Source organism: Flammeovirga sp. AWQ4_249 (assembly GCF_056161045.1).
On the sequence record NZ_JBSWYJ010000003.1, the window covers coordinates 143,131 to 168,451 of the forward strand.

17 protein-coding genes are annotated in these 25,321 nt (G+C 32.4%); 9 read left to right on the forward strand and 8 right to left on the reverse strand.

Annotated elements, in window-relative coordinates; genetic code table 11:
• The first annotated feature begins 62 nt into the window (after positions 1-62).
• From ACXAHM_RS04190 to ACXAHM_RS04200, 3 genes are all read left to right on the forward strand, one after another.
• Positions 63-2,150: a T9SS type A sorting domain-containing protein gene (locus ACXAHM_RS04190; protein WP_474959150.1), complete on the forward strand. Its 2,088-nt coding sequence runs from the start codon at positions 63-65 to the stop codon at positions 2,148-2,150.
• A 385-nt stretch (positions 2,151-2,535) separates the two neighbouring features.
• Positions 2,536-4,632 (forward strand): T9SS type A sorting domain-containing protein, encoded by a 2,097-nt coding sequence (locus tag ACXAHM_RS04195; RefSeq protein WP_474959151.1) that lies wholly within the window; start codon positions 2,536-2,538, stop codon positions 4,630-4,632.
• A 349-nt stretch (positions 4,633-4,981) separates the two neighbouring features.
• Positions 4,982-6,538 carry an arylsulfatase gene (locus tag ACXAHM_RS04200; protein ID WP_474959152.1) on the forward strand — a complete coding sequence of 519 codons (1,557 nt, stop codon included), beginning with the start codon at positions 4,982-4,984 and terminating at the stop codon, positions 6,536-6,538.
• 80 nt (positions 6,539-6,618) lie between these two features.
• Here ACXAHM_RS04200 and ACXAHM_RS04205 read toward each other — a convergent pair whose 3' ends face one another.
• From ACXAHM_RS04205 to ACXAHM_RS04225, 5 genes are all read right to left on the reverse strand, one after another.
• Complete coding sequence (locus ACXAHM_RS04205; RefSeq protein WP_474959153.1) at positions 6,619-7,071, reverse strand: hypothetical protein; 453 nt, start codon at positions 7,069-7,071, stop codon at positions 6,619-6,621.
• A 357-nt stretch (positions 7,072-7,428) separates the two neighbouring features.
• Complete coding sequence (locus ACXAHM_RS04210; protein WP_474959154.1) at positions 7,429-7,836, reverse strand: GntR family transcriptional regulator; 408 nt, start codon at positions 7,834-7,836, stop codon at positions 7,429-7,431.
• Positions 7,794-8,564 carry a hypothetical protein gene (locus ACXAHM_RS04215; RefSeq protein ID WP_474959155.1) on the reverse strand — a complete coding sequence of 257 codons (771 nt, stop codon included), beginning with the start codon at positions 8,562-8,564 and terminating at the stop codon, positions 7,794-7,796. The genes ACXAHM_RS04210 and ACXAHM_RS04215 overlap by 43 nt, the downstream gene beginning before the upstream one ends.
• 17 nt (positions 8,565-8,581) lie before the next feature.
• Positions 8,582-9,415: an ABC transporter ATP-binding protein gene (locus tag ACXAHM_RS04220; protein WP_474959156.1), complete on the reverse strand. Its 834-nt coding sequence runs from the start codon at positions 9,413-9,415 to the stop codon at positions 8,582-8,584.
• Positions 9,416-9,549: 134 nt separating this feature from the next.
• Positions 9,550-10,740, reverse strand: a complete 1,191-nt coding sequence (locus ACXAHM_RS04225; RefSeq protein ID WP_474959157.1) for a tetratricopeptide repeat protein — start codon at positions 10,738-10,740, stop codon at positions 9,550-9,552.
• A 180-nt stretch (positions 10,741-10,920) separates the two neighbouring features.
• Between ACXAHM_RS04225 and ACXAHM_RS04230 the strand changes: the two genes are divergently transcribed.
• The 5 genes from ACXAHM_RS04230 (at position 10,921) to ACXAHM_RS04250 (ending at position 17,378) form a co-directional block, all read left to right on the forward strand.
• Positions 10,921-12,645 carry a phospho-sugar mutase gene (locus tag ACXAHM_RS04230; RefSeq protein ID WP_474959158.1) on the forward strand — a complete coding sequence of 575 codons (1,725 nt, stop codon included), beginning with the start codon at positions 10,921-10,923 and terminating at the stop codon, positions 12,643-12,645.
• Positions 12,646-12,841: 196 nt separating this feature from the next.
• On the forward strand, positions 12,842-13,156 hold the full coding sequence (locus ACXAHM_RS04235) for a hypothetical protein (protein ID WP_474959159.1): 315 nt from the start codon (positions 12,842-12,844) through the stop codon (positions 13,154-13,156).
• A gap of 68 nt (positions 13,157-13,224) precedes the next feature.
• Positions 13,225-14,103, forward strand: coding sequence for a hypothetical protein (locus tag ACXAHM_RS04240; protein WP_474959160.1), 879 nt, complete (start codon positions 13,225-13,227; stop codon positions 14,101-14,103).
• 208 nt (positions 14,104-14,311) lie between these two features.
• Entirely contained in the window at positions 14,312-16,831 is a 2,520-nt protein-coding gene (locus ACXAHM_RS04245; protein WP_474959161.1) for a family 20 glycosylhydrolase, read from the forward strand.
• 148 nt (positions 16,832-16,979) lie between these two features.
• Positions 16,980-17,378 carry a hypothetical protein gene (locus tag ACXAHM_RS04250; RefSeq protein ID WP_474959162.1) on the forward strand — a complete coding sequence of 133 codons (399 nt, stop codon included), beginning with the start codon at positions 16,980-16,982 and terminating at the stop codon, positions 17,376-17,378.
• Between the two features lie 69 nt (positions 17,379-17,447).
• On the opposite strand, the gene ACXAHM_RS04255 is transcribed toward ACXAHM_RS04250, so the two are convergent.
• From ACXAHM_RS04255 to ACXAHM_RS04265, 3 genes are all read right to left on the reverse strand, one after another.
• A complete protein-coding gene (locus ACXAHM_RS04255; protein ID WP_474959163.1) occupies positions 17,448-18,761 on the reverse strand; it encodes a transposase in 1,314 nt (437 codons plus the stop codon).
• A gap of 137 nt (positions 18,762-18,898) precedes the next feature.
• Entirely contained in the window at positions 18,899-20,140 is a 1,242-nt protein-coding gene (gene rocD, locus ACXAHM_RS04260) for an ornithine--oxo-acid transaminase (RefSeq protein ID WP_474959164.1), read from the reverse strand.
• A 154-nt stretch (positions 20,141-20,294) separates the two neighbouring features.
• Positions 20,295-22,400, reverse strand: coding sequence for an OmpA family protein (locus ACXAHM_RS04265; RefSeq protein WP_474959165.1), 2,106 nt, complete (start codon positions 22,398-22,400; stop codon positions 20,295-20,297).
• Between the two features lie 295 nt (positions 22,401-22,695).
• Here ACXAHM_RS04265 and lon point away from each other — a divergent pair, with 295 nt between their 5' ends.
• The gene (gene lon / locus ACXAHM_RS04270; protein WP_474959166.1) at positions 22,696-25,161 is read left to right on the forward strand and encodes an endopeptidase La; all 2,466 of its coding nucleotides are present in this window, start codon (positions 22,696-22,698) and stop codon (positions 25,159-25,161) included.
• Positions 25,162-25,321: the final 160 nt, after the last annotated feature.

Below are 25,321 nucleotides of genomic sequence, written 5' to 3' on the forward strand. Positions count from 1 at the left end.
CTTAATAATAGTTAAACCGTTACATCAACCAAACCTAATTTTTTAAATAACTCGCTGAAAAAATGAAAAAGATACTATTATTATTACTCCTAATTTTTATTACAAAAGTAAGTATGAATGCTCAAACTTACTCAGTTTCAAATTCTGCTTCTGGATTTATCTACATTGGTACTAAAGGAAGTTTATCTGATTTTGTTGATGAAGATGGAAATACACTACCATCATGGACAGGAAACTATAACATTAGAATCCAATCAGGAAAAAATGTTTACATCGGAAATAGTAGTTCAAACCATGCTCAACCAGTTATTGACACTTTGTTTGTGGATGGTACAATTAATAATACTGCTTACAGAACTACAGTAAACATTGGTACTATCATCGTTTCGGGTACAGGTAATTTTAATGCTGACAATCATTCAGGTGGTCGTTTATATGTCAATGTTGAGGATATTGTTTTAGAAGATGGTGCAGAGTTTGCTGTTCCTTCAGTTGGTTCAAATAGTTATAGTGGGTTAAACTGGTCGGGTAGTATTTCTGTTGCTGATAATGTTACCTTAACTACTTCAGGTGCTTCTAATAATTTAATTTCTCAATCTCAAATTAATGCTTTACCAGGTTCAAACCCAAAAGCTGTTGCTTCGGGTACTCTTTCAGGTGTAGCTTCAGATGTTAATTCAATTATCTTGAGTGGTAACACAGCCATTACTGCAGATTTATCTTCTTCCTCTGCTGATATTTATACTCAAGGAAACGATTTAGTGATTTCAAATGCGATCTCTTCAAACGTTACAATTTATGCTGACGCCTCTTCTGAAGCTTCACCTACTGTAAATTTATTCTTTAATGATAACGCCTCAGGTACAATTACTTTAGCTCCCAATAATAATAGGGTCAGATCTATTACTATGAATACTAATTCAACTGAAGGTATTACTTTAGGCCATCCAATAGATATAATTAATACATCATATAATAACAATGCTTTGACATTAACTAATGGTCGTTTAATTACTACAGAAACAAATGTTCTATTTTTAAATCAATACTCATTTGTCTCGAATGCTGTATATTCATGGTCTGGTCATGCATCAGGAGGAAGTAATAGCTCTTATATTGATGGACCTATTATGAAAACAATAAACTTTTCTGCTGCTTTAAAATCAGCTTTAAGCATTACAGGTAATAATTTCTATATGATGATGCCTGTAGGTAAAAATGGAATATTACGTGAAGCAGGAATAGGAATGCCTACCGCAGATACTCAAACAACATTTAGATTTGAATATATTAATAATACTCACCCTCAATATAGAGATATTCATGCTTCTTCAACTGTTTCACAAGTAAGTGAGTTTGAATATTGGAACATTGATAGAATTTTTGGTTCAGCAAGTGCAGCGGTTGTTTTAACGTATGATGCAAATTCAGGTATTAATAATACGCACGTTTCTAATGCACAAGTAATGCACTTTAACGGTACGCATTGGGAAGATCAAGGTAACCAAACACAACATACTGTTGGTGAAAATATAGGTGCTTTATTATCTACTTCAGCTTCAAGTTTCTCACCATTCACATTAGGTGGTGGTGGTGGTCACGACCTACCTGTAGAGTTAACTTACTTTGAAGCGGAGAAAAATAATGATAACACTATTAGCTTATACTGGGAAACTGCATCAGAAATTGATAACAGTCATTTCGAAATTGAAGCTTCAAATGATGGTAGAAACTTTGAAATGATTGGTGAAGTAAATGGTAATGGTAACTCAAATACAGTAATTGAATATGTTTATCATGTTACTGCTACCGTTGCGACTCAATACAAATGGTTTAGATTGAAACAAGTGGATTTTGATGGAGCTTATGAGTATTCGGAAACAATTCAAGTAGAAGTTTCTAACATTGAATTTACAGATTTAAATATCTTTCCAATCCCAGCCCAAAATACTATCCATACAACTATAGATAATGCAAGTGAAATTACTTCAGTAAATATTCACAATGCATACGGAATGCACGTGAAAGAAGTATCTCCACAAAACATAAATACAATTGATATTTCAAATTTATTAGATGGAGTATATTTCTTAACCGTAACGACAGCCTCAGGTCAAAAAGAAGTGAAAAGGTTTATCGTTAAAAATTAAAAATTAGTTTTTCAGTCGAGTATTAAAAAGACTACTATTTTAGTAGTCTTTTTTTTGTTTATATACTTCTTATGTTTTTCTATACAATGACTGTTTTACCTCATTTCATAAACTAAAGTGTCTTTATTTTATACAAAAATTTTAAATTATTCACATGTAAGATTTATGCTATTTGTAGACAAATCCTATATTATTAGATAATACAAGAGTTTAAATAGTTGCCACGAGTCTATTTTCTTACATAACTAATAAATACAAACTTAGAAATATCCTATTTATAGCAACTCAATTACACACGTTATATATCTTCAATAAAACTTATAATAGATGTAAATTCGTATATAAAGACACAAAACCTAATACACTACTATATACTACTTAACTCATGAAAAAGAATCTAATTTTATTCACATTAATACTGTTTTTTAAAACAGCATTATTCGCTCAAATTTATTCCTTACATAATACCAATACCTATTTAGGAACGAAAGGATCACTTTCTAATTTCAGAGATCCTGATGGTAACTTTCTTCCTTCATGGACTGGAAGACATAATTTAAAAATAGATGAAGGTCAAATTTGTAAGGTTGGAAATAATTCCTCTTGGGACAACGCTATATTAATTGATACATTATTTATTGATGGTACTTTAAGAAATACAGCATATCATGGAAGAATAGATTGTAATGTTATTGTTGTTAGTAGTACTGGATATTTTAAAGGTAAACATCATCATGCTGGAAGAATAAAAGTTACAGTAAAAGATATTATTTTAAAAAATAATGCAAAGTTTGATACTCCTAGTGTAGGTTCAAATGGATTTAGTAGATTAACATGGAATGGTACTTTTTATATTGGCCAGAATGTTACTTTGAATACTTCAGGAGCTCCTAATAACTTAATTTCTAAAGCTGAATTAGATGCTTTTCCTGGGAGTTACCCCAAATTCGGGGCAGGAGGAATTATTGAAAATGTTCCAGAAGATATATCAACTGTTATTTTAAATAGCCCTACCAACCTAAATGCAGATATTTCAGGAAGTGAAATTTCTATTGTTACGCAAGGTCATGATTTAGTGATTAATCAACCCGTAGGTGATGATCTAACTATTTATGCTGATTCATCAAACAATGGTAGTACTCCTTCAATGAATTTATTTTTTGTTGGAAATGCTAGTGGATCAATCACATTTGCTGAAAACACCCAAGCTATACATTCATTAACAATGGATACCCAACACCCTGCTGGTCTTACATTAAAGTCTGCTTTATATATTGCTGATTCAATGTACAACCCTGTTGCCTTAAACCTAAGAAATGGTATAATATTTTCATCAGAGATGAACCCATTAAGTTTAAATGAATATTCTTTTGTTGCAAACTCTGTTACTACTTGGAATGGTCATAGATCAGGTGGTTCTGACTCTTCTTATGTAAATGGAGCTATAATTAAGGAAATTGATTATAATAGTGATTTAACTTCATTTTTTGGGATTTTAGGAGCTGATTATTATTTAATGATGCCTGTAGGTAAAAATGGCCAACTTAGAGAGGCAGGTCTAGGAAGACCCTTACCTGGTTTGACTTCGTTTAGAATTGAATATTTCGAAAAATCACATCCTTACCATAATACAATTGATGAAATGTCTGTTGTAGAAAGAGTAAGTAATCGTGAATATTGGAATGTAGATAGAATTGCTGGTACTGCTGGTGCTAGTGTTATTTTAACTTATAACGAAAACAGTGGTATCCAAAATGATCATATTACGGATGCTCAAGTAATGCACTTTGATGGTACAAAATGGGAAGATCAAGGTAGAATTAATACAAGTTTAGATGGAGAAGATAAAGGTACTTTAGCATCATCTATTGCTATGAGTTTCTCGCCTTTTACTCTTGGAGGATCTGGTGACCATGACTTGCCAGTAGAATTGACTCACTTTATGGCCGAAATTCTTGACAATGGTAATTTATTCTTAAGATGGGAGACTGCTACCGAAATTAATAACAGTCACTTTGAAATTGAAGGTTCTTCTGATAATAGAAACTTCATGATTATCGGACAAGTTGAAGGTAATGGTAACTCAAATGTAAATATTGAATATGATCATGAAATGGAAGGTAACGATATTGAAAATTTCACTTATTTCAGATTGAAACAAGTTGACTTTGATGGAAGTTACGAATTCTCAACAACTATTCACCTTTATAGGAATCATATCGCTACGTTACATGCGAGAATGTACCCTAATCCAAGTCATGGATCATGTCATATTAGTTGTGATGATATTCATAATGATTATTTAGAAATTGTTCAAGTCTATAATAATCAGGGACAAGAAGTATTTCATATCTATCAATCTAATGAACATAGTACAGAGATGGATCTAAATACTTCAAATCTTGACGATGGTATTTACTTTGTCAAAATTAGAACTCACGAAGGACAATCATTGACTGAAAAACTAATGGTACGTAAATAGACTTCTAATCTATTTAGAATAAAATAGTATTTGTATTTTAATTAAATTTAGAAGTGCACTCATATTGAGTTGCACTTCTTTTTTTGTTTGCAATTTAACTTTTCACAAAACCAACTACAACAAACTTAAGGGTATCTCTTTGTTAAATTCATTGATATTTATCAAAAAATAATAGCTGAAATCACTAATTTTAGTTAAACATCAAACAAATTAAATTTTATTTTGTAAGTAAATATTAATGAGTTTAGTTTGTTTAATATCCAACATAGTATATTTGAAATGTAATAACAAAGCACTAATTACTATTGACACAGAATGGTGCAATTACACAAATAACAATTAGATTGATATGAAAAATATATTACTGACAGCCTTGGCCGTATTCGGTTTAATAGGGTCTACTGCTTTTGCAAAAAAAGCTCCAAGCAAACCAAATTTCTTAATCCTTTGGGGTGATGACATCGGAATGTACAACTTATCGTATTGGAACAAAGGTATGATGGGTTACAAAACACCTAACATCGATAGAATCGGTGAAGAAGGTATCGCATTTACAGATTATATGGCTGAGCAATCATGTACTGCAGGTCGTTCTTCTTTCATCACGGGCCAAGCAGGTATTCGTACAGGTATGACCAAAGTAGGTTTACCAGGTGCAGAAAAAGGGCTTACAGATGATACGCCTACGCTAGCAGAGTTGATGAAAGCACAAGGTTATGCGACAGGTCAATTTGGTAAAAATCACTTTGGTGATAGAGATGTTGATCTTCCAACAAACCATGGATTTGATGAGTTTTATGGTAATTTATACCACTTAAATGCAGAAGAAGAACCAGAATTACCTGATTATCCTAAAGATCCTGAATTCAAGAAAAAATTCGGTCCAAGAGGTGTAATCCACTCTTATGCTGATGGTCGTGTATCTGATACAGGTCCATTGACAAAGAAAAGAATGGAAACAATCGACAACGAAGTAATGGATGTTGCTCAAACATTTATCAAAAAGCAAGTGGATGCTGAAACTCCTTTCTTTGTATGGTTCAATACTACACGTATGCACTTCAGAACCCATATCAATAAGGAAGAGGAAGGACTTTCAAACGGACAAGGTATTTATGCTGACGCAATGGTTTCACATGACCAAGTGATCGGTAAAATGTTAGATTTCATTGAAAAGTTAGGTATAGAGGAAAACACTTTTGTAATGTATTCAACAGACAACGGTCCTCACTACAATTCATGGCCTGACGCAGCAGTTACACCATTCCGTGGAGAGAAAAACACAAACTGGGAAGGTGCTTATCGTGTACCATGTTTCGTGAAATATCCAGGACATATTCCTGCTGGCCAAGTTTCAAATGGTATGGTTTCTCACTTGGACTGGGTACCAACAATCTTACACTATGCTGGTAACTATCACATCAAAGAGGATCTTCTAAAAGGTGGTGTAAAAGCAAACGGTAAAGAATTTAAAGCTCACTTAGATGGATACGATTTGGCTGAACACCTTGCAGGTAAAGTAGAATCACCTCGTCATGAATTCTTGTACTTTAATGATGATGCTCAACTGACAGCTATTCGTATGGATGATTGGAAAGTTGTGTTCATGGAACAAAGAGCACATCAGATGGCTGTATGGTCTGAACCATTCGTAGAATTAAGGTTACCAAAAATCTTCAACTTACGACGTGATCCATACGAAAGAGCAGACATCGATTCAAATGCTTATTGGGATTGGTATTTCGATCACGTGCCTTACTTATACATGGCACAAGATAAAGTAGGTGCATTTATGGCAACACTAATGGAATATCCTCCAAAACAAAAAGCAGCTTCTTTCTCTGTTGATCAAATCATTGAAATGATTATGAAACAAACAGAAGCAACAAAAGCTGAACAAAACTAGTTCTGATCCAAGTTCTATTTCTTAGTTTATTATCCCAAAACACCTTCTTTCTAATCGATGAAAGAAGGTGTTTTTTTAGTTTATATTGAAGAATATTTTTCTGCATTAATAAGAATATCCTTCAGCTTAAATGCTTGAAAATAACTGAGTTTTGGATAGTCTATTTCTTGTGTAAGCTTGCGTGAATAAAGTTCTTTCGTATCTAAATGATATATCCAAATTGAAGGTATTGATAGATTTGAATGATCATTCTCAGAAGTTCCCAATAGCATTATTGTATTCTCATTCAACCAAAATGCCTCTTCAGGTGAACAACTTGTACCACAAATAAGTATTTCTATCGCCATAGTATCATCAGCCTCAGATCTTTTCACTAAATACACTTTACTATCTACTTCTCTTCCTCCAAATTCAAACTTATTTTCTTGATTTTTAAATAATTCAAATCCATAACTATCCATATCTACATAATAACTTGAATCTGGAGAGTAACTAAATGTTGAACTAAAGATCTTTTTCTGATCTTCAAGCAAACCATACCTTGATGTAGAAACTAAAGTATTTTCTAAATTTTCTTCTGAAAAATCATTAAAATTAATAGCATAATATGAAAGCCATTGATTGAGTTTCTTATCTTCAATCTGCGTTGAAGTATTACAAGAAAGTATGAAGGTAGTGACAATAAGGAAAAATACTTACTCATTTCTCATGAATTAAAATATAGTATAAAAAGTAATACATAATCAAATTCTGTTCTCATTTTATGTATTCAACAAATGAATCTGATAATATATAAAAAAGCCTATCCTGAAAAAGAATAGGCTTAGCATTATGTTAGTATAATTTGACACTTTGTTGTTTTCTTTATTGACACTAGTAGAAAACTTTAATTATTGATTATCATATTGTTGATATAAATCTGATAGTTCATTCCAAGAGATTCCTAATAATTGAATTTTCTTGAAAAAACTGGGTACATCTTCTTTCATAAATGTAGATTTCTCTACATTTTGAACCATTTTTGATGCCTCTTCTGAGATAAAGTAACCTATTCCTCTCTTATTGTATATGATCCCATCATCTTGCAAAGAAGAATATGATCTTGCTACTGTATTGGGATTGACTTCAAGCTCAACGGCTAATTGTCGTACTGAGGGGATTTTTTCACCTTCCCCCCAGGTTCCTTTCAATACTTTTTCGCAGATGAGGTCCATTATCTGTAGATAAATAGCTTTATTATTGGTAAACTCCATACTTACACCTCCTTCTTTTTGAATTTCATGAATGAAAATAGCCATAAGCCTATAATTAAGATTGCTGCTATACCTTGTATTGCATATCCAAAATTCTGCATAATAGTCTCATTATCAATTGAGAAATTAAAGCTTTGGTTATCCATTCCTTCAGCAAATGTACTAGCGAAAATTGTCCCGCCGATGATTACGATTAACCAAAACACAAATGATATAACTAAAAAGGCTACCGTCGTTTTTAAGAATGCATATTTCTTGAAAAGGATAGATCCTAAAAAGTAAAAAGCTTGATAAAATACAAAACCAAGTAATGAATACATTACAGCATTGATAGGTTCATCAGCAAAGGGTAAATACATATTAAATGTACCTCCAGATAATGACCAACCTAATTTTGCGATACCTTCACCCAATAGAAAAATAGCGGTTACGCCTACTGGATATAGAATGATTGACATTAAGAAAATCACTAAAAACTTCTCTTCTCTTGAAGCTGGTAACGATAAATAGTTTAACGCTCCTCCTTTTGTATTTACTCTATGAAATGACAAACTTGAAACAATTACTCCGCCTAAGAAAAAGAGTAAGGAGAAGATTGTTCCCATAGTTGAAGCATTTACTACTCCTTTATCACCAAAACTACTCGCCATAGCACTAATCGCTAAAATGAAAGCAACAATACCTAACGTACCAATCATGATTGGCTGTTTTAATAATACAATCTCGTATCTTAATAAATTACTTATTCTTCTGATGTTTATTTTTGAATCCATTGTGTTAGTTGATTTTATTAATTTGACAAAGCGGTTACCATTTCTGTTTTTTCACTTAAAACAGCATTGAATAGAAGCTCTAAATTTACTCGACTTACTTCTCTAGAGTTATTTTTTGCGACTACTTTATCTTCAGCAATTCCCTTTTCTACATAGATTACATCCTCACTTAAAACTTTATCGGATGTTGTGAAAATTAATTTTTCAGTGATACTATCTAATGTTTCATTAAAGACTACCTTTCCACTATCCACAATTACGATTGGATCAATTAAGCTTTCAAGATCTCTCACTTGGTGTGTAGAAATTAAGAAAACTCTATCATCACTCATATATTTTGCCACTAACTTTCTAAACTGACTTTTCGAAGGAATATCTAATCCATTCGTCGGTTCATCCATCAATAAAAGACGTGTATTACTTGCTAAACCAATAGAAATTAATGCCTTTTTCTTTTGACCGTATGACATTTGATGTAAGTTCATATTTGGTTCAAGACCAAATTCAGCTACCATTTCAAATAATGCTGTTTTATCAAACTTTGGATAAAATGGTGCTAATACATCTACATAATTTTCTATCGTGATATTTGGAAAAGTCATTTCCTCAGGAATAAAGAAAACTTCTTGCAAAAAGGCTGGAGATGCATCTGATGCATAATGTCCTCCTACTTCTACAGTACCATAGTGTGGTCTTTTCAAACCTGCAATAAGCATTAATAAAGTAGATTTACCTGCTCCGTTTTCTCCTAGTAAACCATATATATTCCCTTCTTTTAGCTCTAATTGAAGATTATCGTATAAAATTTTTCGTTTGGAATAGCCGAACGTTAGATTATTTATATTGATCATTGTTTTGATATTTTAGTGTACTAATTAACTATTACACTACAACATTAGAACATTAATATGATAATTCCAAATTTTGAATAAAAAAAATGTCTTTCCTTTAAGAAAAAGACATTTTAAAGAAATGAATATAAATATCACATACAATGCTTATCTAACATCGTAGAAGCCGAAAGATGTCCCAATCGAACAGCTTCTGACCAAGCTTCACATGCTTTCTGTTCTTTACCTACTTTTGCATATGTATTCCCCAAAATAAAATGAGCATTTTTATTTCTTGGTTGCAAACGTAAAGCCCAATTCAAATCTCGAATGACTTCATTGTACCTTTCTAATTGCATTAAAAGTCTCGCACGTAAGAAGTAAATATTAAAATGTGATTGTGGAATATCGTCTCCATTTAAAATAACTGCATAGGCAGCTCCGTAATTGGTTGTGTATTCTTCAACCGTCATCATTGCCCCTTCTGTTAGAATATCTATTGCTTTTTCAGGTTGATTTAATCCAGAAGAATAAATTTCTGAATAAGCCATATAAGCATTATAATCCCATTTATTCTTTTTCAATAAAGTTCTAAAAGTCACAGCACTGTGATCGTATTCTCTGATATTGAATTGAGAAAGAGCCAAATGCCAAAGCATTTCTTCTGTAAGTACATCATTTGTACTATCTCTTAAATCGGTCAACAGGTGATGTATTTTGTTATAATTTTTATTTTGAAAATATTCTAAAGAAGTGATTGTGAGTTCTTGATGTAGACTATCGTAAAGATTTCGATGGACAGAAGAAAAGTATTGCATATCAAACTTAATACTGTCTAATACAATAAAAGCTTTTACAAAATCTCCATCATCTGCTGCTACAATAGCCCCTTGTAATAAAGAAAATTCATGAGCAATACGCTCCTCATATTCTTTCTCTTTTAAATAGTTATTTGTAAAAATAAAGAGTAATACAACGACAAAAAAACCCATAACAGCTACTCCGCCCCATTTGATCACTTCTTCATCCTCTTTTTTGTGAGAATTCGTTGAATATGCAGGCTGATAATCCTTTGGAAGTGGTTTTCTCCGTTTTTTCTTTTGTTCTTTTCTAATGGTTTTTTCTTCTACATTTCTTTCCTTTTGCAACCAAGTATCATATAAAACTCTTTGATTTTCATCCGATAAGTTTTGATAAGCTGTAATAATTAATTTGAAATACTCCTCTGCGTTTTCTTGGACACTAACATCTGGATGATATTTTTTAGCCATCTTTTTATAGGCTTTTTTAATTTCATCAGCATTAGCATTTTCGTTTATTTCTAGTATTTGATAGTAGGTAAACATCTTAATATATAAACGTTTGTGGGCTGTTAATGTTATTTCAAACGGTTGAAATAAAAAAAATAATAAATTTTATCGATTATGGTCAGATAATAAAATTAATTGATTTAAATCACCTTAAAGATGTAATTGTTTTATGTTAATTTGCAATTATATTCCAATCATATCTTATATAAATTTATAATGGATCAAATAATAAACCAAAACGTTCAAGCTTGGTTAGAAGGACCTTTTGACGAAGCAACAAAAACAGAAATTAAAAGATTACAAGCTGAAGATGAACAGGAGCTAAAAGAAAGTTTCTATAAATCTTTAGATTTTGGGACTGGTGGACTTCGTGGAATTATGGGTGTAGGTACTAACAGAATGAATAAATACACTGTTGGTATGGCTACTCAAGGTTTAGCTAATTATGTAAAAGAACAAGTTAAAGAAGCTCCAAAGGCGGCAATTGCTTATGACTGTAGAAATAACAGTGCTTTCTTTGCTGAAGTTGCTGCAAACGTATTAGCTGCCAATGGTTTTACAGTTTATTTATTTGATGAATTAAGAGCTACTCCAGAATTATCTTTTGCAATTAGAGAATTAGGTTGTCATACAGGTATTGTTTTGACTGCATCTCATAACCCTAAAGAATACAATGGCTTTAAAGCATATTGGGCTGACGGTGGACAAGTTGTTCCTCCACATGATGGAAATATTGTTGCCGAAGTACGAAAAATCGCTTCTATTGAAGACGTGAATTGGGAAGGTGGTGAAGGAAAAGTTGTCAAAATCAACAAAGAAGTAGATGAACCTTACTTAAAAATGTTAGAAGGTTTATGTATTTCTCCTGAAGCAATTAAAGCACAAAAAGATTTAAAAATTGTTTTCACTTCTATTCATGGTACAGGTATTACAATGGTGCCTCGTATTTTAGAGAGACTAGGATTTGAAAATGTACATATAATTGAGGAACAAGCAGTAGTTGATGGTAACTTCCCAACTGTAGTTTATCCAAACCCTGAGGAATCTGAAGCATTATCTATGGCTTTAACCAAAGCAAAAGAAATTGATGCTGATATCCTTTTAGGTACTGACCCTGATGCTGACCGTGTTGGTATTGCCATTAAAAACCATAAAGGTGAATGGACTTTATTAAATGGTAATCAGACCGCTGCTTTATTATTTAATTATGTAATTTCTGCTCGTAAAAAATCAGGTAAAGCACAAGACAACGATTTCGTTTGTAAGACAATTGTAACAACGGACCTAATTGATCGTTTTGCAAAAGCAAATGGAATGCCTTGTTACAATGTATTGACTGGTTTCAAATACATTGCAGAAGTGATTCTTGAAAAAGAAGGTAAAGAAAACTTTATTGTAGGTGGTGAAGAATCTTATGGTTACCTGATTGGTGATGCTGTAAGAGATAAAGATGCCATTGCAGCTTCTTCAATGATCTGTGAGATGGCCGCTTACTATAAGAATGAAGGAAAATCTATGTTCGATCAATTGATTGATATTTATGTTGAACATGGTTACTTCAAAGAGAAATTAATCTCTATCACGAAAAAAGGAATGAGTGGTGCTGAGGAAATTGCAAATATGATGAAAGATCTTCGTGCAAACCCTCCTGCAACAATCAACGGTTCTACAGTTCTTGAAATGAGAGATTACCAATCTTCTATTGCGACAAATTTGGTAACAAAAGAAGAGTCTAAAATCGATCTTCCTAAATCTAATGTGTTACAATTCTTCTTAGAAGATGGTACAAAGATTTCGGCAAGACCTTCAGGTACTGAACCTAAAATTAAATTCTATTTTAGTGTAAATACTTCAATCGCTTCAGCTGATGAATTTGATGCTGCTGATGTAGTTCTTGAAGAAAGAGTTGCTAAAATTATCGAAGATATGAAGCTTAAATAAGCTAACTTATATTTTATAAATTGTAAGCCAATAGCAATGTACATTGTTATTGGCTTTCTTATTTGGAAGCATTAAAAAAAACTATAATTCCCAAAAGAAGTCTTAAGAAGAAGCCAAAAACATCAACTATTCTGTTTGAACAAACGTTTAATAAACTAACTAATAAAATGAATCTTACAGTCTAAATGGATGTGAAATGGTCAAGAAAATCATTCTAAGAGAAGTGAAATTCATACTACTTACACTTTTCCTTATCGCCATCGGTACTATACCTTTTCTCACTGGTTACCTTTCGACAAGTCCAAATAATAATAATCAAGTTCATGAACATATCATTGAATATGAACAACATGTAATTTCTGAAAGTAATATCACTTTCTTCGAAGAAGAGGAAAGTATGAAACCTGTTTTAAATGATTTCATACTCTTTAGCATTTATTGCTACCTCATTATTTTTTTAATATATCCAATTAGGTATTTTATCTATCTAACAAATATGTTACTAAAATAATATTCTCCTTAATTTCATTAATATTTGCAACAACAAACAACTGTTACACATTGTTATGTAACATATAAATGAGTAAATTAATAGTAGATCTATTCACCCAATTACCCTATATGACTACTCATTTCACTATCATTATAAGCAGTATTGTATTTTTTTTATTTACACTCCCCTCCTTTTGTCAAAATTCTCCAAAAACTAAAAGAAAAGGTTCAATATCCATTGCTTGGGGATGGAATTGGACAGATTATTCTGGTTCAGATATTCAATTTAAAGGTCAAGGACATAATTTTACACTTCACAATGTAAAGGCATCAAATCGTCCTTCTGATTTTAATTTCAATACCTACTTTGTTCATCTTACCACTCCACAATACAATCTAAAAATTAGTTATTTTTTAAATGAGCATTGGAATGTCTCTGTAGGAGTCGATCATATGAAATACGTAATGAATCAGAATCAATTTGTAAACATTTCTGGTGAGATCGATATGGACACTGAATATGATGGTCAATATAATAATACTCCTATCCAACTGACTACTGATTTTTTGACTTTTGAACATACCGACGGGCTAAATTATTTGTACTTGGGAATTAATCGGTTTGATGAACTGTTTAATTTAGAGGAAGTGGGTCTAGCAAATATTAGCTTTGGTCTGACCGAAGGATTTTCTGCAGGTATACATTTACCAAGAACAAATTCAAGATTATTAGGAGGAGAACGTCATGATGAATTTCATCTAGCAGGTTATGGATTTGATATCAATCTTGGGCTAAATATCACCTTTTATGATTATTTCTTTTTGGAAGGACAAATCAAAGTAGGATATGTCAATATGCCTGATATTAGATCGACTACGTCAACTTTAGACAGTGCAAATCAAACGTTTTTCTATAGTCATTACAGTATTATGATAGGGGCAAATATTCCTTTAATCAGGTATTAAGAAAGAATATCATAAGAAAAAGCGTAATAAAAAGATCGTCCAACGACGTGTTTTAATGTTCTGTTCATTTAACTACATTTTTATGTTGTTTAACTTAAAAAACATGCCTCTTAGCTAAAAGTTTTCTTTCTACACTTATTATATAATACTTTAGCTTAAACAGAAAACGAGAATATTGACTTTAGGTCAAATACAATACATATATCGTATGATGAAGAAATTTTACTACTACGCATTATTTTTTATATTCATGGCTTTGACTTCTTGTGTTGGAACAAAAGAGCAAAGTTCAAAAGAGCTTGCAATTCATTGGAAACAAAGAGCCAATGATGTAAACGATAAACATGAATCATTCGCAGAACTTACCATTAAGAATATTGGAAATACACAATTGTCAAATAAACATTGGGAATTGTATTTCAACAACAAACCTTGTACACAATTAAATGTAGATTTAGCAGGTAAAGATGTTAATATCGAACATATTAATGGAGACTTCTTTAAAATTACGCCTAAAGATACTTTTAAAGGATTAGCAAAAGGTGATAGTATAGTTGTTCCACTTTATACAAATAGCCCAGTAATAAAATATACGGATAGAGCGCAAGGTTTCTATTTTGTATTTAACAACAAGGACAAAGAATACTTTTATACTCCTGCATATTCATACAGTGATCTTGATCCTTCAATGGCTAAGATGTCTGAAACTGATGATTATGTAGTTGAAACAAAAGAAATTCGCTACACAAAGAATGGATTATTATCAAAAGTTGAATTATCAACTGCTGACAAAATCATCCCTACTCCTGTTTCAGTAAAAGAAGGAAAAGGTACTTTGGATCTTTCTACAATCAAACAAATTGAAGCTCCAAATGCTTTAGCTCCTCAAGCAACATTACTACAAAATTATATTAAGGAAGCAACTGGGCAAACGCTTAATATTGTCGAAAATGCTTCAGAAAAAGCTATTATTTTAAAAAATAAAAAGGTTAAAGCATCAGAAGAATCTTATTCTTTAGCGATCAATAATGATAATATTGAAATCTCAGGTCGTGAAAAAGGACTTGTATACGGTATTCAAACACTAAGAGGTTTATTACCAATTAAAGGTGAGTCAAATGAAATTAAAACAGCAAAAATTATTGACTCTCCTCGTTTTGAATACAGAGGTTTCATGCTTGATGTTGCTAGAAATTTCCAAACAAAAGAATCGATTAAAGATCTTTTAGATGTGATGTCATTCTATAAAATGAATAGATTACACTTCCATTTAACAGATGATGAAGGTTGGAGAATTGAATTAAAGAAATTTCCTGAGTTGACTGAGATCGGTAGTATTCGTAAACATCCTACTTCTGAATTTAGTAATATCCCATCCTACGGGTCTGGTGCGGAAGGTACTGAAAATGTATCCAATGGATATTACACAACAGAAGATTATATTGAGTTATTACAATATGCTGCAGCACGAAATATTACTATTATTCCTGAAGTAGATCTACCTGGTCATGCTCGAATTGCAATTAATGCAATGAAATTTAGAGCGAGTAATCTTAAAGGTGTAGAGCAAAAAGCGGAAGCAGAAAAATATAGACTTCATGATCCAAGCGATCAATCTGAATATTCATCGGTTCAAGGATTTGATGACAATACTATCTGTCCTTGCCAAGAATCTTCCTACACTTTTATTAGTGACCTAATTGGTGAGTTCAAAAGCATATATGCTCAAGCAGGAACTCCATTAGAGACAATGCACTTAGGTGGTGATGAAGTAGCACATGGAGTTTGGGAAAAATCACCAATGTGTAAAGAGTTTATGGTAAAGAATAATATTCCTAATATTGAAGCTTTAAAAGGGTATTATGCCTTGACGTTGGCTGGTATTGCAAAAGAGCAGAATATCAAACTTCAATTATGGGATGATATTTTACATCATGCAGAAGGAATGTCATCAGATAATTTAACGTTAAATGCATGGGACAATTCATGGGGTAATGGTACAGAAGACTTTGGTTACAAAAGAGCGAATGAAGGTTATGATGTAATCCTAACAAGTGTATCAAGCCTATATTTTGATATGGCGTATACTAAAGAAGTAAATGAGCCAGGTTTTTATTGGGGAGATTATAATGACACTAGAAATATCTTCAACTATTTACCAACAAATTTCTTTGCAATTAGCCACAAGTTAAGATTAGGAGGCGTAATCACAGTTGAAGATTTAAAAGATAAAGAAAGATTAACTTCTAAAGGCTTACGTCACATCAAAGGTATTCAAGGTGCACTTTGGGCTGAAACACTAAAAAGCCAACAAGATGAAGAATATTTATTGTACCCTAAATTATTAGCATTAGCAGAAAGGGGTTGGTCTCAATCTATCGTAAAAAGAGGTGACAAAGAAGAAGATATTACAAAACGACTAGATCAAAAATGGAATGTTTTTGCGAATGCAATCGGGCAAAGAGAAATGAACCGTTTGGCTTCTTGGGGTCGTAATTATAGAATTCCTCCAGTAGGTGTTGATCTTCAAGGCGATCAGTTATCTGCTAATGTTGCTTATCCTGGCTTAATCATTAGATATGCTTCAGTGAAGGATTCATTAGATAAAAATTCAAAAGAATTAGTTGCTCCAATCAGATTGGAAGGACCTGTACAAATTGCTGCTTTTGATAAGTTTGGCAATCATGGTCGTATTCAAACAATTTCATTGAGCAAAAAGGCACTATAATTAACTGACAAACAAATTTTCTTGAAACCATTTCTTCTCTATGAGAGGGAATGGTTTTCTTATTTCTAAGCTTCAAGTTAGAATGAAGGTTAATAAGATTTTGGATTACGCAATTATCTTATGAACTTTGTGAAAATTATTCATTGATATGCAAAATACGCCAGAATTAAATAGTCAAGGTAAATACTTAGGTACAATCACTAAGGATTTTATCAAAGTATATTCCGTACTACAAGAAGCTTCTTATCAAGTTAGAAAAAGAAATTTCTCTCAATATCCTATTTTCCCTGTAAGCAAAACAAAAGCTACAGTTGGTCAACATATTGTTGGACCTCAAGAAAAGGAATTCTTAGAGTGGAATTACGGTGTTTCTTTTGCTGAAGAATTTCTTCAAAAAGAACTTATTCTTGCAGATAAATATGAGGAGTTCAAAAAGAATTACAAAAACGCAGATGAATTCTGCTGCCTTTTTGTAATTGATGATGACTTTGTCAACTTTGTATTTATCCCATACCCTGTGGATGAAGAAGGAAACGAAGTGTTATAAATAGATAAACATGAGTCATCCCTTAAATATTGGATTAAACCTTGAATTAATTTCACAATAGGATTTCCATTAATTTAATATGACAGATAAGGCTTTACGAAGTCTGTAAAAAGGAGCTTTACTTCTTTTTCTACCAAACAAGGGGGCATAGATGTTGATTAACCGTTCAACATATTGCCTCCTTTTTTGTATTATTTCCATTAAGAATTCATAAATAAGTAGGGCTATACTGATTAATTTCAATCTTGATTCCCAACCTTGTATACGGATTGATTGAATACCAATTTCTGCTTTACAACATCTAAATATCTGTTCAACCTCCCATCTTTTCATATATGAAAAGAGCATTTCCCATGCTTGTTTTTTTGTTTGAATATCAAGGTTAGTGAGTAAATAAATTGGTGAGCCTGCTCGTTTATATTCCCTTACAACAATTAATGTATATTGCTTATTATTCATTTCAGGATGCTGGACTTTTTTCCATGTAATCAGTTTTCTAGCATTCCTTCTTCGCTCTTTATCATAAGTTACTTTAAAACTTTTGTTCTTCATTCCCCTTGAGATATGATGGGTTAACCGGCTTCCTTTTTCATCCTTTAAATGTTTATTAGATACCCATCTTACAAGAAACTGTTGATCAAAACGATCTGCAAATTCTAAAAGTGTGGTATTTGCGTACCCCCTGTCATATACATGTAAAATATCATTATTGGAATGGTTATCCATATTTTCAAAGCCATACCACATAAAATTTGACCACCATTCTTTAAAGAGTCCTTTACGAGAATAGAGATTGAATTCATAAAGAGATGCGACTTCTGATAGTCCAGTAAGTACAGCAGCTTCGATCTTAAAACCGGGTACATTCACGAATCCTTTCACTGGTGAATTATAATAACCAGGTTTAATTCTAGTTAGTCTTTTAGCTTTACTACTGATAACAGGAGAAAGCCCTTCTAAACGCATAGACTCGTGCTTCTCCAAAACTGATCCGCCCCAAATAAGCAAAGGTCTTACATTCTTTTCTCGCATGTTTTTAATCCGTTCAAGGTTCTTAGATTTGAGAAAAGATTTTATCTGGGTGGAATCCCAGTTTTCACTGTGTAAAAGATTACTAATTCTTTTTACACCTGCTTTGCTATGAGTACTTCCTGAAAGAAGAGTACCAAGATCTGTAAGTAAAAGTGATTTTGTACTATTCTTATTTTCTAAGATACTAATAAAAAGCTCTTCAAAAGTTTTGACTAGACGCGCGTCAAGAGTAGTGTTTAACTCTTCAAGAAGTGTGGAGAGGAAATGTTGACTTTGAGATAGTAAATAACTAATTGGGGTGCCTTGTGTTGTAACAACTTTATTTAGTAAATTAAGGGTAGAGTGAGTCATCTGATTTAATAGTTAAGGTTATTTGGTACATACAATAACTATTTTTTGACTCATATATAAAAATGAGTCATCCTTTTATTCGTATAGTAATACAAATTAGGGATGACTCATGTTTCAATATTTATATTTAAGTTTTCTTATTTCTCAAAATTCATGACAACTTCTTCAATGATTGCAATACAGTCCATAAGCTGTTCCTCTGATATTACCAAAGGAGGAGCGAATCGAATAATATTACCATGTGTTGGTTTCGCCAACAAGCCTTTGTCCATTAAAGCGTAACATATTTTTGTCGCTGTTGAGCTTTCTTCTGTGTCATTTACAAGTAAAGCATTCAATAGACCTTTACCTCTAACACCTAACAGAAGATCTGTTTTTTCACACAACTCTTCCATTTTCGCTCTAAACTTCACTCCAAGATTAAAAGCATTTTCTGTAAGATTTTCATCTTTTAAAACATTCAATGCTTCCATCATAACGGCACAAGCCAATGGGTTACCACCATAAGTAGAACCGTGTTCGCCTGGATTAAAAACATCCATTACTTCTGATGAAGACAACACAGCGGAAACTGGATAGAAACCACCAGAAATTGCTTTCCCTAGAATAACCATATCAGGCTTAATCCCATCATAATCAGAAGCTAATAGCTTACCCGTTCTTCCAACACCAGTTTGTACTTCATCCACCATGAAGAGAACATTATGCTTATTACATAATTCTTGGGCTTTCTTTAAATAACCATCTTCCGGTAAATATACTCCTGCTTCACCTTGAATTGGTTCCAACCATAATCCTGCTACATTAGGATTTTGAAGTACTTCTTTCAATGCTTTGATATCATTGTAAGGTACAATTTCAAAACCTGGCATGTATGGACCAAAGTTCGTTGTAGCTACAGGGTCAGTTGATGCTGAAATAATAGTAGTTGTTCTACCGTGAAAGTTCTTTTCTACACCTACGATGATGGCTTCATTTGAAGGAATACCTTTCTTTTCATAACCCCATTTACGAGCTAATTTGATGGCTGTTTCATTTCCTTCTGCACCTGTATTCATTAGAATCGCTCTTTCAAAACCAAAAGTATCACATAGCATTTTCTCAGCTACACCTAATTGGTCAGAATAGAAAGCTCTTGAAGTAAGCGTTAATTTTGATGCTTGTTTGATCATCACATCCAAAATTCTTGGGTGCACATGACCTTGATTTACTGCACTATACGCTGAAAGGAAATCATAATATTTCTTCCCTTCTACATCCCAAACAAAAACGCCTTCACCACGTTCTAAAACAACTGGTAGAGGAGCATAGTTGTTAGCCCCATATTTCTTCTCTAAAGCAATAGCCTCTTGAGAAGAGATAGTTTTTACATTTTCCATGACAGTTAATCAATTATGATTATAAAGTGTTTATTATATGAATATTAGTATATGTAATATCAAATATGAAAGTTATTACATTACTTTCCAAAAAAATAAGAGTGATGAAATCGAAAATGTTATAATAAAAAATACACTCTTAATGTAAAAAATCTTATTTATCGTCACCCCAATCAATACTTTCATCCTCATCATCCACAGGAACTGAGATACGGTATTCATCAAGGAATATTTTAAATTCTACTCTACGGTTAAGCCTTTTTTCTTCTTCATTTTTAGGGTTTAAAATGATTGGATCATCATCTCCTTTCCCATCTGCTATCACTCTGTCCTCTTCCAATTCACCATAATTAATAATGAACTTTTTAATGGACTGAGCTCTTTCTTTCGAAAGTTTATGATTTGCTTTTGAATTACCGTCTGAATCGGTGTGACCTGTAACAAGCAAACGGTAATTAGGGTGTTTTACCAAAAATTCAACCACTAAATGAAGGTTATTTTCCATCTCTGGTTTTAATTTTGATGAACCTGGATCAAAATCAATAGATGCAAAAGATAAAGAACTATTCACCGCCACAGCTGGTATTTGCACATGCTTATCACCTTCCACAAAGAATATTTCCTCAATCTGGAAAAAGTTATCACCTTCAATCACCAATAAATATTTCTTTTCATTGACCAATTCAAAGTCGAATGATCCATCTTCTCTAATCTCTTTAGGAGAGACTTCTACTCTATCAGATAAGTCTATAATCGTTACGACTCCTTTAAAAACCTCTCCAGTGGTTGGCTCTACTACCCTACCTGAAAAGCGAACGGTATTGTTAGGTTTCGCTTCCATTGGCAATGGAAATGATTGTAAGTCAAGGTTAGGATCTCCTTTTACATTTGACTTCGCATAGTACAATTGTTTTGCTTCTGCGTCTATCGCAAAATAATATTCATCTCCTGGACCATTTACAAGAGGTCCAACGTTTTTTGGTTCTGTGAACTGCCCTTTTACAATAAAAGATTTATAGATATCAAAACCTCCAAAGTTGACCACTCCTAAAGAAGAACTGAAATAAAGAACTGGATACTTCACATGGGGATGAGGACTTAATTCGTTTCCTCTAGAATTAATAAAAGGACCAATATTTTTAGGTTTTCCCCAAATTCCATCTTTTTGTTTTACACTATAATAGATATCACTATTACCAAAACCACCTTTTCTATCAGAAGCAAAAAATAGAGTATCTTCTGTCATTGATAAAGAAGGGTGTGAGTCCCATGCATAAGAGTTTATTTTTGGTCCTAAATTAATAGGTTCACCCCAAGTATCATCTTCTTGTTTTTTAGACATATAGATATCACAATCTCCAAAGCCATCAGGTGTCATACATCTTATAAAATATAATGTTTTACCATCTTTCGTCAGATAAGGTGATCCTTCATTATATTTTGTATTGATTGCTTCAAAAGATTCTGCAGGCCCCCACATGTCAAAGTCCGTTTTTTCAGATATATAAATATCTTCGTTAGCATGCTTAGGGTTAAATTGTTGGTTAAAAGCAGAAGTATCTCTACCACTTCTATTACTAGTAAATAATAATCGATTTTGATCTTCTCCTCCAAGCGTCATTCCATAATCTGAGAAACGAGAGTTCACTTCATCACCCATATCCACTAATACATCTTCAGGAGGAACAAGCGTATCAATTAATGCTCTTTTATCAACTAATCGATAATAATCTTCAAGATTTGCATAAAGTGGTTTTTCAAAAAGGACTAGCTCTTCGTAATGTTTGAGGGCTTTAGAGAAATCTCCTCTATAATGCCTTAATAATAATCGGTAAGTTTCTTTAGCTAGAGCTCTATCCCCTTGGTGTTCGGAAACATTGGCAAGTCTCCAAATCAAATCCATGTCCTCTTTCTTTAAAAAATTTTGTATGCCAAAAGAAGTTACATAGGTGTATAAAGCTTCTCGATAAGGTTCCCATTGTTTATTTCCTTCTAAACGGACAATCTGAGCCAAAGCCTTATCATTTCTATAATAGGGTATACGGTTAATATTAGGGAATTTCAAACCAGGTAATTTGACCACTTTATTAATTGCTGTTGGTTCAAATTCTGAAATTTTTAATCCACTTTCTTTCTGTTCAGTTTTTTCCTTTTCTCCTTTTTTTCTCTTTTTCTTTTTTTGCCCAAAAACTGGGTTCAATAAGAGTATAAAAGTGAGAAACAATAGACATAGTCCGCTTCTAAAGAAGGTAATTCTCATAGTTTATTTAATCTCTCAATAACCTTAAGATAATGAAAGATGTTAATTAAATATATACTTTACTGCAAAAGATATCTTCTAAAGTGAAACATATCTATTTTTAGTAACGAAAAAAAAATTATTTCCGTACAATTGTACAACTGAAAAAAATAATAAAAATTTACGTCCATTGTTGCGCCACTTTTGTCAGTTTTACATGAAAATATGTCAGTATTTATCTTTTGGGTACAATATTGATGTATAAAGGTGATATTGAATGTGCAGAAAGGCATTGAAGACAAGACAAACTCAATTTATGAGAAAAACAAAAGATACATTAGCTCAAGGGCTTTTATCAAATATAAATAATGAAGCTGTTATCTCCGTTATTGCAGAAGATGATAGTGAAGAATACAATTTAGATGGCATTAAGGAGTTAGAAGTACCTATTTTACCTTTACGTAATATGGTTCTTTTTCCTAATGTGATCCTACCTATTACTATTGGGAGACCAAAATCTTTACAGTTAGTTCAAGAAGCATATGAAAATAAAGAATTTATCACTGCTATTGCTCAAAAAGACGCAACGGTAGAAGATCCTTCTTTACAGGATATGCACAAACATGGTACTTTGGTTCAGATTGTAAAAATCTTACAATTACCTGATGGCAACTGTACAATTATCGCTCAAGCAAGAAAAAAAGTTGAACTTATAGATATCACTACTAAAAACCCTTATTTAAAAGGTAATGTGGTGGTAAAAGAAGAAAACTTTGAAAATATAAATTCAGACCAAGAAAAAGCATTAGAGTCTTCATTAAAAGATTCAGCCTATCACTTGTTAAGTTTAAACCGTGATATACCTCAAGAGGCATCTTTAGCTTTAGAAAATATCAAAGGTTTAGAGTTTTTAGCCAATTTTATTGCAACAAATATTACTGCTGATGTTAAGGAAAAAATTAAAATCCTTAAAATCAATGACGGTAAATCCAAAATTGAAAAGCTTCTGAAGTTGATGAACAAAGAAGTGAATGTTTTGGAAATTAAAAATGAAATTGCGGGTAAAACTAACGTAGATATTGATCAACAACAAAGAGATTATTATTTACGTCAGCAAATGAAAGTCCTTCAAGGTGAACTAGGAATGGAAGGTCCTGATCAAGAAATTGAAGAACTTAAAGCACGTGCTGCGAAAAAAGATTGGCCTGAAAACGTTAAAGAACATTTCTATAAAGAATTGGCTAAATTACAACGTTCTAACCCTGCGGCAGCTGATTTCGCAGTATCAATGAACTACTGTGAATTTATGCTAGATCTTCCTTGGAATAAATTGACTGAAGATTCTTTTGACTTAAAAAATGCTCAAAAGATACTCGATAAAGATCACCAAGGATTAGAAAAAGTAAAAGAACGTATTCTTGAATATCTTGCAGTTCTTAAACTAAAGAATGATATCAAAGGTCCTATCCTTTGTCTTTATGGCCCTCCAGGTGTTGGTAAAACTTCATTAGGTAGATCAATAGCCAAAGCATTAGGAAGAGAATATAATCGTATTTCTTTGGGTGGATTACACGATGAGACAGAGATTCGTGGTCACCGTAAGACATATGTAGGTGCAATGCCGGGTAAAATCATTCAGAGTATTAAAAAATCTGGTGTTTCAAACCCTGTATTTATCTTAGATGAGATCGATAAAATAGGTAGCGATTTTAGAGGAGACCCTTCTTCTGCCTTCTTAGAAGTTCTTGACCCTGAGCAAAATAGTTCTTTTGTAGACAATTACTTAGAGGTTGAATACGACTTATCTAAAGTATTGTTTATTGCAACTGCCAACTCGTTAGATACTATCCAACCTGCTCTTAGAGACAGAATGGAAATTATCGAGATCACAGGTTATACTTTCGAAGAAAAAGAAGAGATCGCTAAGAAACATTTAATTCCTAAACAGAGAAAGGAACATGGTTTAAAAGCGAAAGATTTCACAATTTCTCCTAAAGGTTTAAAATTCCTTATCGAAAACTACACACGTGAATCTGGTGTTCGTGGTTTAGAAAGAGTGGTTGGTTCTATCGTTCGTAAACTGGCAAAATCAGTTGCACTAGAAGAGGATTACAAGAAAACAGTTGGGCCTGATGAAATTATTAAATATTTAGGTGCTCCTATTTTCGAAAGAGAGACTTACTCTGATAATGATTATGCAGGTGTTGTTACAGGTTTAGCTTGGACTCAAGTTGGAGGTGAAATTTTATTTATTGAAAGCTCATTAAACCGTGGAAAAGGAAGACTTACATTATCTGGTCAATTGGGTGATGTGATGAAAGAATCCGCAACGACTGCTTTATCATGGTTAAAAGCTAATGCTGATCATTACGATATTGATTATAGAATCTTCGAAAACTATGATCTTCATATCCACGTTCCTGCAGGTGCAGTACCAAAAGATGGTCCTTCAGCAGGTATCACAATGTTAACTTCTATGGTTTCCATCTTTACACAACGTAAAGTAAAAGCTAAATTAGCCATGACTGGTGAAATAACGTTAAGAGGTAAAGTATTACCAGTAGGTGGTATTAAAGAAAAACTCCTAGCAGCAAAAAGAGCTGGAATCAAGGAAATTATATTCTCTGAACGTAACCAAAGAGATGTAAAAGATATTCCAGAAAAATATACTTCTGGATTGAAATTACATTTCGTAAAAGATGCTAAAGAGGTATTAGATATTGCATTATTAAGAGGTAAAGTAAACGATCCTATACAATTTCAACTTCCAAAAGAAGTTTAATTTACTTGCTTATTAGATAAAATGAATGGCTGTTTTAAAGTTTGATATTTAAAACAGCCATTTTTTTATTTAAAAAATCATACTCTATAACATAATGAATATTTATTCACAATGATTTTCCTTATATTTTGATATTAATTGTAAAAATATAATTCTATAA